The sequence below is a fragment of the Mesorhizobium sp. B2-7-3 genome, assembly GCF_006440715.1.
Classification (GTDB): domain Bacteria; phylum Pseudomonadota; class Alphaproteobacteria; order Rhizobiales; family Rhizobiaceae; genus Mesorhizobium; species Mesorhizobium australicum.
This window is the reverse complement of sequence record NZ_VFTY01000008.1, coordinates 129,208-141,454: the sequence shown is the minus strand read 5'-3', so window position 1 is coordinate 141,454 and position 12,247 is coordinate 129,208. Positions and strand designations below refer to the sequence as shown.

The window sequence follows — 12,247 nt, the reverse complement described above, 5'->3', positions numbered from 1 at the left end:
TCAGGGCCCGTAGGAATTGGTTTGCCAAAAGGTCCTGTTTGGCGTGCGCGGTGTGCGGCGCCCCGCGGTCTGGACCAGATCGAGGATGCGCACGTCACGGCTGCAGAGCGCGAACAGGGCGAGATAGGTGACAGGCGCGATTGCGGCTGCCCAGAAACTGCTGGTCACCAGGAACGCGATGAGCGTGATGCCGAGGATGAGGTAGAAGGCGCTGAGCGGGACTCCCCACACCATCGGCGGCCGGGTGAGCCCGATGACCAGCGGTGTCAGTTGCGGCCTGTCGTCAGAATGATCGCTCATGGCTCAGTTGCCGACAGCCGATATCATCTGGTCGACGATCGCCGGCGCGCCGAACACCAGCCCGATGCCGATCACCACGGCGCCCGCGGTGAACCAGGAGAGGCGTCCGGCGAAGGCCAGAAAGCCAAGCCCGATGACGGCGATGATGGCGAGCAGCCGTCCGAATGGGCCGGTTATGAAATCGACGATCATTTGCACCGCGGTTTCGAGCGGTGCAAATGCGCCGGAGGTCTGCGCCAACGCCGGCTCGGCAATGGCGCACAGCGATACGCCAAGGACCAGGGCGGTGCCTGCAATTCGAAATGCCCGTGTCCGTCGAGCGTTCGAGAGGGCTCGCTTCATGTCTTCCTCCGTCAAAATTGCAGGACGCCGCCGACCCACTGCCGCGGCTTGCCTTTAGAGTTCGCTCCGATGAGAGGAGGCGCCTTGCCGGTATCGGCAGGATCAGCTGCTATGCCGCTGCCGGCCTGCCGCCTGAGCGGCGGCAGCTTCAGCTGCCGATTGATGACGTCGGCGACGAACCGGACCGTCTCCGGGAAGGGTGGCACGCCGTCATATTGAAGGATTCTCGCCTCGCCGGCGTTGTAGGCGGCGGCAACGATCAGCGGGTTGCGATAGGTGGCAAACAGATCCCGCAGCAGCCGCACGCCGCCGTCGATGTTTTCGGCCGGATCACAGATGTCGCTGACGCCGAAATGGGCTGCCGTCGACGGCATCAATTGCATCGGGCCACGCGCCCCTTTTGGAGAGTTCCGGCTGTGGTCGAGGCGGCCTTCAGACATCGCGACTGCAAGTGCGAAATCGCGATCGACGCCATACCTGGATGCAGCCTGCGCCACGAGCCGTGCGATCTCTTCCGAATTGAGGGGTGATGGCCCGCATTCAGCGTCGCCGGGAAGTCCGTTGTTAGCCGACGCGAAGTCAAATTGACTATGATCGATGGAGCGTGATGCGCTCGCCGTCTGCCCCGGCGGCGCCACATCCACGTCAATGCGCGTGGGGGCTTGGGTTTGACGAAGTCTGCCTTGGCCATCGAGCACATACTCTCCTGCCCTCTCCGCCCAGCGGCTATGGAAAACGCTGTCGATTATGCCGGCCTCTCCCGCGCTGACCGCGGAGACCGTTGAATTGCGCGGCGGCTGGCGCAGGTCGCGGTTTTCCGCCGCGCTGCTTGCGGAGTATGCCGACGGCCAACTCAGGAGGGCCGAACTCAGCAGCAGGAGCAGCCGCCGGTTTGCCAATATGAACAATGGAGAAACCATCGCAAGTTTCCACGCCGGTGGGTCGAAGTTTCGATAAATCGGTAGCTGACGGAAAAAAGAATGTCAAATCGATATTGTTTTTTGTTGCGCAAAGGATCCGTAATTGGCAAGCTGGATCGAAACGAGATGCTATTTGGGAGTGTCAAATATGAGAGCCAGCGTCGGCGGCAGCTTCGTCCTTTGCCTGGCGTCATTGGTGCCGGCCATCGCGGCCGAACCCGTCGATCAGGCCTACATCAGGTCACTCGCCGCGCCGGGAAAGACGGTCCTGGTCGTCGAATACTACGATGGCCAGGGAAGCATTGCCGAGCGCAAGGGCTTCGCTTCGACGAGCGGCTTCAAGGCCGTCTCGCCGATCGACTTCCGCGTCGATTCAAAAACCGTACTCCGCCTCTATGGCATCGAGCCCTGCGAGGGCGATCTGGTCAACCGCCGCGAGGATTTCTCCGGCACCTGCGCCGACTATGCCAGGAAGGGACTGGAGACGCTGTTGCAATCGCCAAAGGTGATCTTCTGCCGGGCCTTCGTCAGCGAGGCGAATGCGCCGCTTCAGGATGCGACCTGCTACGGCTACTACAATTACCCCGGCAGCCTCGACACGGTGGACATGTTCGAGGAGCAGCTGGTTTCGGTTGGTAGCCACCGGGTGGCAAGGAACCCTGACGGCACTGCGGTGCGCAAGGATCTCGCAGAAGCAGAAAAGATCGGTCGCGGCGGTTATGGCATGTGGGCCGATCCCAGGATGAAGGCGCAAGCGCAATGAGGACCGTTCGTATTCTCCTGGCCGGTGCGCTCGCCGCAGGCCCGGCAGGCGCCGCGCCGCCCGGATATTTCGACCTGCGACCGGGCGTGACGCTCGAGACTGGCGATAGTTGGGTCGAAGCCGGCACCAAGTATCGTCTATACGGCACCCAGGCGTGCCTTCGCGGAACTTTCTACACCGATGCCGCCGGCCGCCGTGCCGATTGTGGCGAGGCTTCGCTCGCGGTGTTCGGCGCCCTGATCGCCGACACCAGGCCTGAATGCGCCCCTGTGCTGAGGGTCGGCGACACCGTGCATGTTGCCTGTTTCGTCATGATCGAGGGCGATCGGCTTGATCTCGGCAATCTCATGATCACAAGCGGCTTTGCCTTCGCGGCCCTGCGTGCCGACGGATTGCCCTACCACGCCGGCTACGCCGTCGCCGAGCAGGCGGCGCGCGCCAGACACGCCGGGCTGTGGCAGTTCAAGGACGTCCAGCATCCGGCGATCCTGCTTGGTCAGGCTGCCGGCGCAAAAGCGTCGCGGCCATGACCGCGAGGCATTTGCTTTGGGCGCTGACCGCGCTGGCTTGCTCTTGCCTCCCCTCTCCTTCGCCCGGCGCCGATATCGCCAGAGCGGCTGGGAGCGGGCAAAGTGGTGAGCCTGCTTCCCTGACCGCTGGGCGATCTTCAAAGGCGATTGCGGGACGGGCCAGCGTGATCGACGGCCGCACCTTGTGGTTTCCTCGATCGGCTCAAAAAGTTCGCCTTGCCGGCATCGACAGTTGCGAATTGCCGCAATGGGCCTTCGATGCCAAGCGGCGCGGCGAAAGTGCTGTTCTGAAGCCGGTTCCGTGCGGGGCCTTGGCAAAAGCCTGGCTGAAGCGGATGGTCGGCGACAGACAAGTTGTCTGTCTCCTAGGCGAGTTCCCTGATCGCGACGGTGCCCTCAAAGGCAGGTGTGTCGCCGACGGGCACGACCTTGCCGTGGAGATGCTGCGCGTCGGCTGGGCGCGGGTGGAGACCGGCTCCCCGGTCCACTCGCACTATTTGAAATGGCAACGCTACGCCATGTCGGCGCGCTATGGAATGTGGTCTACATACGTCCTCGACATGGACGAGTGGCGCGCCAAGGCCATCGACAGTAGTTTGGCGCGAAGGCCAGTTGCAGATTCCAATCTAATCGCCGAGCGCAAATATGAGATCACGCCGCCTTTTGTGGACGCCAGAAGGCGCGCTTCCAGCTCGGTTCGGTAGCGCCGAGCCCTCGCAAGTTCGCAACAGCCAAAGTCGCCGCTCTAGATGTGACGGCCACCAACCGGGCACAGTCGAACGGCCACTGACGCGATGAGTACGGCCTCTGGATCACATCAGAGAGTCACGGGTCTTTTCTCCGCAGTAAATCAGCAATGCCCGACTGGAATTCCATGACACTGGCTTTGACTTCGTCGACCTCCGCAGGTCGCAAATGCGTCTTCCGCGCCAGGATTGCAGCAATCAGATAAAGAATTTTCTGCTCGGCCTCGCAGCTTTCAACAGGCTTGCGCTGGACCAGTCGGCGCCACGCAGATCGTTCAAGAGGCCGGCTTACGACCAGAGCCAGCCAGGCGGCAGCCGACAGCAGGCTAAAACGGCTGGCGCACCGTTTCCGGGAGAACCTCTCAACGGCGGCCACGAGGCGCCGGTGGCGTGCGATGCAACGTGCCATCCCGATGGCAGGATTCCCGATTTTGGCGCGGCCGACGTCCGAAGCGGTTGGCGAAACCCGCTCAACGCCCCTGAACGGGTCGCGCTGGGTGGCCGTGTTCCCACTGTGCTCTTGTCCCGTCATTCTTCCCGTCGACCTGAACAGATTGGCACCAGAAGCGATCATCGTGGCCGACACTCCTGTGAAATGAATTTCCTCGCATGCCGGCTTTGGATCTGCTCCGGCCGAAATCGGATGAAAGACATTCTTCCTCCGGGCTCGGCGTCGGTGAAGGATAGCGCAGTCACTCCCGGCGCTGTACTAAAGTTAGATGAAATGGCGTTAAGCGCCGGAAACATGTTGTTCGTGCATTAAGTATTCAGGCCTGTCCGCCACCTGTCTCGCCTCCAGTGAGGCGGCTCGGGGACGTTGCACATCGACTGTGTCGGAACGGGGACATTCGTTCTCAAACAGAGTTCAAGACTGGAGTCTGTTGCCCAGTTTTGAGAAGACCGTGCACCAGAAGCGATAGTCCTCCTCGCGCCCGTCGAAGTTCGCAGTCAGCGCGCACCATGCCGCGGCGGTCGCCGCGTCCGGGCCGTAGAGTTCGACCGCAGCCTCTACCGTCGCTGCTGGATCCGCCAATTCCCAGAGCGTCAATTCGCTGTAGCTGGCGGCGAAATCAGAGTGGATTTTTGGCATGCCAAAGGCCTCCCGCGGATCGGTCCGGCAGGGGCAGCGGTGCGCTGCGGGCCGGACGTTGGGGAACCCACCTGGAGTGAGCCACGATCCCGAGCGGTTACGCTCAGACACTCGTCGTGTCGTCCCTGGCCTTCTACAGCTTCACACGGTGATCGCGGAAACTGGCGCAGATGCAATTGTTGCAGAGCCTTCCTATAAAGACAACCGGTCTGCGCGCGCTGACTTGTGACTGCCCTATTGGCGACCAGCGACAAGACTGGGCCTTGCCTGGCGATGCGATTGCGAGGCGTGGAAAAGGCCTTAGCCGATCGCACAATTCGCGAGGCGCTCGACAGCTTGCGCCATCTGAGATTCGAAGCGCTCTCTCATCCCAAGAGCCTGGTTAGCTTTCCGCGTGGACTGAAGCGCCTCGTCACGCGCTTGCTCATCGCTGAGCAGCCGATCGATTGCCGCGGCGAATTCAAAAGCATCGGATGTCGGCTTCGGCGCAGGGGCTGGAAATCCGGAGGAAGCCCACGAAAGCCAAGTGGCGACGCGACGATCGGACGCCCGGCGGCGAGAGCTTCCAGCGCCTTGATTGCGATCCCCACGCCGGCAATGATCGGCATGGCGACAAGACGCGCCGATGCATAATGAGGCGCCAGGTTCTTAACGACGCCAAGGTATTGCACCTGGTCGTGCAGGAGGCCCTCCCGCTGCGCCATCGTATGCTCGACGGCCGCAAGGCCAGGGGCTGAACCGGGTTGCCAACAAGGCGCCGCAAAGAACTGCAAAGGGCCGACAAGCACGGCTGAGGCGATTTAGGATCAGGCCTGAGGACATCACATTCCCGCTGAGGTCCCTTGTGATCGGACTTAAGTCTGAAACGACAGACGAAAAGGTCCCACTCTCGAAAGCGCCTGGAACCAGCCTCGCTTGGGAATGTTGTCGCTACGAAGGCGGGAGATTCCAACTGAACAGCAGTATTGACTGAGGCGGCGGTTGCTCGCCCCCGTCTCTATCACCGCATTCAGCGTCAAGTGTGGGCACGATCTCGTTGATAACGAGGGTGATGTAGTTAATTATTTACGCAAGGAAACGACATGAACAGATTGATTTGGATCATCGGAGCGGTAGTCGTGGTCATCGCAATCCTGAGCTTTCTTGGTCTGCGATAACGCGATGATCGTCCAGCAGGCCACCTCCCCGGCAGAGAACGACATTCCGAAGCTCAAAGCTGGACAGCCAGCGAGGCGGAGGGCTGTCGAGTCCTCCGAAGGCGGTCGGCCCGGCCTTCCTATTCCATCCGAAGAAAAGCGTTTTCGGGTCATGCTCCTGTCCCGGGAAACCGGCATCGACACCGAGCAAGCGCGGGTCCTTGTCGATAGAATCGAAATGGATGGAGCCGCGCTATTCGATGCTGCTTGGCAAACCAAGCGATTGGACTAGAGGTTGAAGCTGAAGAGCAGCCCCAACCTCCCACATGGGTCTCGTGTGCCGCCAATGGCCGTCCGGTGAAGGCTCCCTCGGAAGGCAAGCCTTATGGGCCTTGCTGGCTCCGGGTGGCCGCCACCAAGCGTCATCGGCCGTCACCGTGCGCTTCACGCCGGATAGCGACGAGAATGACTAATCATTGCTTGGTCAACACGCCGGTATAGGTCTTACCGGCAAGCGCGAATGTTTCGGCCAGGGTTCCATCGGGCAGCATCTGAAAACTGACGTCCGCGCCATTCGGAAGACGGCCAAGCCTCAACGCATTCCCTACGATCTTTCCTGTGCCGGCAGCCTCACCTGGATTGTTATCGTCCAGGACGCCCCATGCGTAGTTGACGGTCACCTTCCCGTTTGAGGAAACGGACTGAACATCGAGCCTTCCTTCAGATGTGCTCTCCAACATGCCAACCCAACTGCCCGAAAAGGCGGCATACTTTGCCGGCACGTCCTTTCCAGGAGGAGTGATTGTCGGCGATTGAACCATCGTTGCCGCAGGCAGAACAGCCGGACTCGATGCTGGTTCAACAGCGACGGATTGCCGAACTTCTTGAGGTGATTGGCATGCGGCCAAGGCAAGTGCCGCGAAGACCAGCATAAGATTCCGCATCTCGTTCTCCCCGTATTGCTGGTGAAGGAGGGCAATGAAACACCTGTCCGCTTCAACCCAATCTTGCGTGCCTCGGCCCTGACCTCAAGCTCAATGAGAGCCATCGCCCATAGCAGACTATCTGGAAGCTCGCCGATGGGCCGAAGTTCCATGTCTCACTCATGCCGAACCGATGCAACACCGCCGAGCTTATTGGTCTCTGTGTTGCCCTTAGCTAAGCAGATCTCGGCCGAGCCGTGGTGCAAGCCACAACATCGCAGGCACAAGTCCGCCTTTGGCACAGGTCGATGCTATCCGAGTTCGTGGATCATCACGCCCGGCACCACCGTCTTGGCTATCTCGCACAGATGCTGGTGGTGTGTGAGGTAGATCACCTGGCCGGCATCCGCCATTTGACCAAACAACCTGAAAACCTCCTCTGAGCGGACGTGGTCGAACGTCTCCATGATGTCGTCGGCGATGAAGGGGACCGAGGGGCGAAACTGCGCGAATTCGTAATAGCCGGCAAGCCTGAGCGCCAGGTAGAGCTGAAAACGGGCGCCCTTCGAAAGCGCCTCGGTCACTTTCGACTGCCCGTCGCTTTGCAAGGCGATTAGGACTTCGCCACCTTTCACCGGTTGGGTCGTCAGCCCCGAGTAGCGCCCGCGCGTCATCAGCGCGAATGCATCGGAAGCCCGCGCCATCATCCCGGAGCGATGGCGCTCGCGGTAGGCGCGCAAGGCATTTCCGGCGGACATCACGCCCAGCTTCAATTCGATGTAGCGGACCGCCCTGTCCTCTATTTCCAGCAGGATCGTGCGTCGTTCGGCGTCTATTCGGGCGACGGCGCTGTCGCCGCCAATGGCATCGAGCTTGTCGGCGGCACGCGTCTGCCGGATCAGCTGCTGCTGGATTGCTTCGTCAAGGAGCTGAATCCGTTGCTCCCCTTCCGCTTTCTCAATCGCTATGCCTCCGAAATCGAGCGCATCGAGGATCGAGCGCGCCTGCTCGAATGTCTGAACGACGAGTTCGGCCGCCAGCTGGTCCTCCAGTTCGGTGACTGTCGCGTGTAGACGGTCGCGCTCACGCAACTGCTCGTCGCGTTCCACCACTTCGGCAAGCGTCGTAACGCCAAAGGCGCTCAGCACCTCGTTCTTGCGGCGCTCGTGTACCGAGATCTCGGCGTCAAGGAGCTCACGGCCGTCGAGGAGGCGCTGCAAATCCGCAGCGAGATTTGCTTTCGCCTCGCGCGCGCGATCGGCATCCGCCAAGCGCTCGCCCAGCCGGATCGCCAGCTGCTCGGCGTCTTCGCCATTTGCCGGCTCGCCGGCTTCAGTTGCTGCCGCGGCGCCCTCGACCACGAAATTATCCCGGTCGGCCTGCATCTTGTCGATGCGCAGTTGCATCGCGTCGCGTTCCTGAAGGTTCCTGGCCAGCTCAGTCAGCTGGTCGAGAACGGTGCCGACGCCCGTTGCGGACAGCCCGTTCTCAAGCCAGGTGCCTCTCAGTGCCTCGACAATGCCGGCCAGCCATTCTTCTTCACGGCGCTCGGCCACGCCAACTGCCCGGCGCCGGGTGGCCAGCTCTTCCTGTCTGGCGGCGACTGTCTTGAGCGCCTCGGCATGTCCGGCGTCCACCTTGCGTTGCCGGTCCAGAAACAACTCAGCAACGCCCATGATCGTCTCAAGACTGTCGCCAGGATCCGAACCAATGCCGACGCTCTCCAGCGCCGTGGCGAGGTCCAGCCTCAGCCGTGCCTCGTCTTCGCTCGCCCGGCCGACCTTCTTGGCGGCCAGTTCGATCTCCTGCCAGGCGGCGAGCGCATCAGCGCGAGCCGAAGTGCGACGCTCGATCAGTTCGATCAGGTCCTCGAGCGATGCCTCCACACGTTCTCCAAGCAGGCCGCTGGCTGCCGCGCGCATCTGCGACGATGCGGCGTTGACCTCCATGTCGACTCGCGCAAGGTTGTCGCCGATACGCGCGATATCGGCCGCGGCTTCCGCAAGGCCGTGCGTTATGGCTCGAATATCGGCGAGCGCGCCCGCGCCAGCCAGCCTGCCTGCATTGACGTCGTCGTCGCGTTCCAACGCCGCGGCGAAGGCGTCGGCTGTTTCGCCGCTCAGCGCCGCACGATGCCTTGTCCACGCTTCGTTGCGGCTACGCCGGCTGGCGGCGGCCACCTCATCGTCGGCGACATCGACCGAGGCGCGAAGCGCGCTTAGACGCGCCGCTAGCGTTTCGTGGTTGGCCTGGAGTTCGGCGAGACGTTCGGACAGGACGGCTTTGTTCTTACCAAGCTGCGCGGCAAGCGTTTTCCAGACGCCAACCTGTCTGGCGCTCGGAACGGCGATGCAGGCCAACGCCTGCGCGTCGCCAGACCACGCATGCAAACCGCCGAGGGCGCTCTCCCATTTGACCTCGCCAGCGTCCTGCGCCTCGCGTGCCGCCTTCATGTCACCGAGGTGGCCGCTCGCCCTCGCCTTCGCCAGGGCCGCGTTCAGCCTGGCCCTGGCCGGCTCGGGCACTGCCCGCTCCTCGCCAACGCGATCTTGCGCCGCCTGCAGCGCATCGAGGGCGGCTGTGGCCTCATCACGGGCAACGCGTGCAGCAGTGGCGATCCCGGACCGTTGCTCGACCATGGCGCGAACAGCCCCTATAGTAGCGGCCGGCAACAGCAGTGCGGTGGGATCGGTCTCTGAAGACCGTCCGAGCGCGGCAAGCGAGGCCGCAACCGCATTGTCGAGGATTTGCAGGTCTATCCTGCGATTGGGAAGGTCCAGGCCCGCCGAGACGTGGCGCACCTTGCTTTCCGCCAGGCCGCGGATGCGCTCGGAGATGCCGAGGATCGCCTCGTCGACATCGACCGCGGCAATCTTTGTTTTCAGTCGCTCGACCTCATCGATATTTGCCGACAGCCGCGTTCTCAGGCTGGCATCGTCATCGATCAGTCCGGCAGCACTGCCGGTCCAGGTCCGCGCCGGTGAAGCCATGTCGGGCAGCTCGGCCAGCCGGGCGGCCTTGCGTCGGAGGTCGGCTAGGATCGGACCGACGCGCAGGTACTTGGCAATGGTGCCAACCCTGGCCGACAGCAGCGATCGCTCGGCGATGGTTCGATCATATTGTTGCGCCGCCTCACGACGTTCGGCCTCCAGGCTCTCATAGGCCGAGGCCAAAGTGTCGATCTGATCCCTGCTTGATTTCAGCTCGGCAAGACGCTTCTTGAGCAGCGCAAGCTCGGTACCATGCGCCTGTTTCCGGTATAGCCCATCGGCTTCGGCTTCGAGTGCGCTCAACGTGTCGCTGGCATGTCCAAGGCCGGCACTGGCGGTAAACAGCAGCTTGCCGAGATCGCCGCGCGACTCCAGGATCGACTTGCCGCCGGCTTCCAGGGTTTCGTCGTCCAGGGAAAACATGGTCTGATAAGCATCGCGCGACAGGCCGGCCAGGTGAGCCGATATCGCCATTTCGCTCACCGGTTGGCCAATGGCGTCCAAGAGCGAGTTGCTGCGCTGTTTGGTGCGTGTGAAGGCATGCTCCGTGCCAGCCAGCTCGAGCAACCCCCCGATGCGCATGGCGCTGTACTCGTGCAGGAAATTGTAGCGGCTGCGCTCCTCGATGCCGAACAGCAGATCCAGATAGCCCGACAGCGCCGTCGACTTGCCGGCCTCGTTGAGGCCGAACACGATATGGAGGTCAGGTCCCGATTCCGGCTTGGGTCCGAAATCGATCACGCTGTCGGTGAACTTTCCATATCGGATGAGGTCAAGACGCCGCAGCCTCATTGCGCGCCGCCTGCCTTGAGACGGGCCGTGACCAGGTCGGCGCCGCCGGCCAGCACCTTGTCGAGGAAGAGCTCCAGCCCGGCCTCGTCCTTTCCGGCGAAGTCGCGCCCTTCGGCAGGAAGGTCCGCAATCATTTTCTGCACGAACGCCCTCGCCTCGGACCGGAAAGCCTGCGAGCCGGCATCAGCACGCATCGACTGAGCGAGCTCCAAGATCGGATCCGCGCCCTCCCCGGCCGTTCCGGCCCCGGTCGGAGCAACATCAAGCTCCAACTTTTCCACCCATGTGTCGCCCACCTGTTCGGCTGCCTGCTCGGCCTCGGCGAGCAGCAGGTCGCGGTCGCGGATCAGCGCCCAGGACACAGGTGACGCGCCCGTCAGGCTGAGGCGGATAACGGCATGACGCGACCCAACAAAGGCCCGGGCAGCTTCTAGGGCGGAACGGACACGCCCGACGACGTCAGGCCATTCGACCGTACCGGTCAGGTCGACGCTTGCGCGCTCGAATTGCGCCACACTGGTCAGCCTTTCCTCGATCTCGATCGAACGGTCGTCTCGTATGGTCACCAGGGTAATGGATTTTGCGCCGGCTTCGTTGATGTCCCTGCCCTGCGGTATTCCCGGCATCACCACAGTGCTTCTTCCGGGATGGACCTGGCGCACATGAATGTGGCCAAGCGCCCAGTAGTCGAAACCGTAGCCGTGCAGATCGGCGACACTGCATGGGGCATAGACGTCGTGACCCGGCGACCCGGCCAGGCTGGTGTGCATGATGCCGACATTGACGGCCCCCTCGCGGGCGGGCGGATATCTGGGCAGCAGGCTTTCCGGCGCCTTGGGGTTGGCAAAGCTCAAGCCATGGAACATCACCTCGAGCCCGCCGGCTTTCTGCAGGACGGATTGGGGCCGGCCGCCGAAGATCGTCACGGTGTCGGGAAACACCAGCTGTTTTGATATTCGCGACAGCGCATCATGATTGCCGCGGATCTTGTAAACTGTGATGCCGGCCTGATGCAGGCGCGCCATCTGGGACGCAAGGAAGCGCGCCGTTTTCATCGACGTCTGGTCGCCATCATAGAGATCGCCGGCGATAACCAGCGCATCGACATGCTCGGCAAGACAGAGATCCACGATCGAGACGAATGCCTGGCGGCTGGCGTCGCCGACGAGTTCGGCAAGCTCGGAGTTTCGCAACGCGAGCGAACGCAGCGGCGAATCGAGATGAATATCGGCGGTGTGTACGAATCGAAATGCCATGGGCGGTCTCCGACCATGGAACATAAGGGTGTTCGACGGAGGATCGAGGAAAACTTTCGCTGCGCGGGAATGTCTTGGGGCCTAGCCCACCGGCGCTTTTTTCGGACGTGCTTGTCAGCCGTTGTAGTGTTGATGTGCGCTTGATGCTGGGTCAAACGCGGCAATTACCGCGAAAGGCCAGCTGCCATGCATTAGCCCCGTCGATTGCGACCAGAAGGAGCCTCGGCCAACCGGAAGGCAAAGAACCACCATCTGGTGGCCCTGATTAGACGATCGATGAAGAAACCGCGCGGGTGAAGCGATTCGAACGCTCGACCCCAACCTTGGCAAGGTTAGAGATGGGGTACTCCACACTATCCGCTAATATCCAAATGTTCGATAACGCCTTGATAAGACTTGACATTATTTTCGGCCCTTCGCTAAGGTAACCCACACTTTTCCCTCACGGTGTTGACCAGG

The 12,247-nt window shown here is 62.1% G+C and carries 13 protein-coding genes; 5 read left to right on the top strand and 8 right to left on the bottom strand.

Translation table 11 applies throughout. From position 1 onward, the window contains the following. The 3 genes from FJW04_RS19235 to FJW04_RS19225 are packed head-to-tail and all read right to left on the bottom strand — an operon-like array spanning nucleotide 1 to nucleotide 1,562. Nucleotides 1–300, bottom strand: a complete 300-nt coding sequence (locus FJW04_RS19235) for a VirB3 family type IV secretion system protein (RefSeq protein ID WP_140716059.1) — start codon at nucleotides 298–300, stop codon at nucleotides 1–3. Between the two features lie 3 nt (nucleotides 301–303). Further along, nucleotides 304–642 carry a TrbC/VirB2 family protein gene (locus tag FJW04_RS19230; RefSeq protein ID WP_140620390.1) on the bottom strand — a complete coding sequence of 113 codons (339 nt, stop codon included), beginning with the start codon at nucleotides 640–642 and terminating at the stop codon, nucleotides 304–306. An 11-nt stretch (nucleotides 643–653) separates the two neighbouring features. Continuing rightward, a complete protein-coding gene (locus tag FJW04_RS19225) occupies nucleotides 654–1,562 on the bottom strand; it encodes a lytic transglycosylase domain-containing protein (RefSeq protein WP_140716057.1) in 909 nt (302 codons plus the stop codon). A 148-nt stretch (nucleotides 1,563–1,710) separates the two neighbouring features. Between FJW04_RS19225 and FJW04_RS19220 the strand changes: the two genes are divergently transcribed. From FJW04_RS19220 to FJW04_RS19210, 3 genes are all read left to right on the top strand, one after another. Beyond that, the gene (locus tag FJW04_RS19220) at nucleotides 1,711–2,325 is read left to right on the top strand and encodes a hypothetical protein (RefSeq protein WP_140620386.1); all 615 of its coding nucleotides are present in this window, start codon (nucleotides 1,711–1,713) and stop codon (nucleotides 2,323–2,325) included. Then, entirely contained in the window at nucleotides 2,322–2,855 is a 534-nt protein-coding gene (locus FJW04_RS19215) for a thermonuclease family protein (protein ID WP_140620385.1), read from the top strand. Before FJW04_RS19220 ends, FJW04_RS19215 begins: the two co-directional genes overlap by 4 nt. 164 nt (nucleotides 2,856–3,019) lie before the next feature. After that, nucleotides 3,020–3,559 (top strand): thermonuclease family protein, encoded by a 540-nt coding sequence (locus FJW04_RS19210; RefSeq protein ID WP_224643157.1) that lies wholly within the window; start codon nucleotides 3,020–3,022, stop codon nucleotides 3,557–3,559. 121 nt (nucleotides 3,560–3,680) lie between these two features. Here the strand turns inward: FJW04_RS19210 and FJW04_RS19205 are convergent, their stop codons facing one another. Both FJW04_RS19205 and FJW04_RS19200 read right to left on the bottom strand, forming a co-directional pair. Then, a complete protein-coding gene (locus FJW04_RS19205; protein ID WP_140620381.1) occupies nucleotides 3,681–4,175 on the bottom strand; it encodes a hypothetical protein in 495 nt (164 codons plus the stop codon). A 291-nt stretch (nucleotides 4,176–4,466) separates the two neighbouring features. Next, nucleotides 4,467–4,691 (bottom strand): hypothetical protein, encoded by a 225-nt coding sequence (locus FJW04_RS19200; RefSeq protein WP_224682167.1) that lies wholly within the window; start codon nucleotides 4,689–4,691, stop codon nucleotides 4,467–4,469. Between the two features lie 473 nt (nucleotides 4,692–5,164). On the opposite strand from FJW04_RS19200, the gene FJW04_RS30390 reads away from it, so the two are divergent. Then, the gene (locus FJW04_RS30390) at nucleotides 5,165–5,428 is read left to right on the top strand and encodes a hypothetical protein (protein ID WP_246673906.1); all 264 of its coding nucleotides are present in this window, start codon (nucleotides 5,165–5,167) and stop codon (nucleotides 5,426–5,428) included. A 424-nt stretch (nucleotides 5,429–5,852) separates the two neighbouring features. Further along, nucleotides 5,853–6,119 (top strand): hypothetical protein, encoded by a 267-nt coding sequence (locus tag FJW04_RS19190; RefSeq protein WP_140620377.1) that lies wholly within the window; start codon nucleotides 5,853–5,855, stop codon nucleotides 6,117–6,119. Nucleotides 6,120–6,300: 181 nt separating this feature from the next. Here FJW04_RS19190 and FJW04_RS19185 read toward each other — a convergent pair whose 3' ends face one another. From FJW04_RS19185 to FJW04_RS19175, 3 genes are all read right to left on the bottom strand, one after another. Further along, the gene (locus FJW04_RS19185; RefSeq protein WP_140620375.1) at nucleotides 6,301–6,771 is read right to left on the bottom strand and encodes a hypothetical protein; all 471 of its coding nucleotides are present in this window, start codon (nucleotides 6,769–6,771) and stop codon (nucleotides 6,301–6,303) included. Nucleotides 6,772–7,061: 290 nt separating this feature from the next. After that, the gene (locus tag FJW04_RS19180; protein ID WP_140716053.1) at nucleotides 7,062–10,532 is read right to left on the bottom strand and encodes an AAA family ATPase; all 3,471 of its coding nucleotides are present in this window, start codon (nucleotides 10,530–10,532) and stop codon (nucleotides 7,062–7,064) included. After that, a complete protein-coding gene (locus FJW04_RS19175) occupies nucleotides 10,529–11,788 on the bottom strand; it encodes a DNA repair exonuclease (RefSeq protein ID WP_140716051.1) in 1,260 nt (419 codons plus the stop codon). Before FJW04_RS19175 ends, FJW04_RS19180 begins: the two co-directional genes overlap by 4 nt. Between the last annotated feature and the right edge of the window lie 459 nt (nucleotides 11,789–12,247).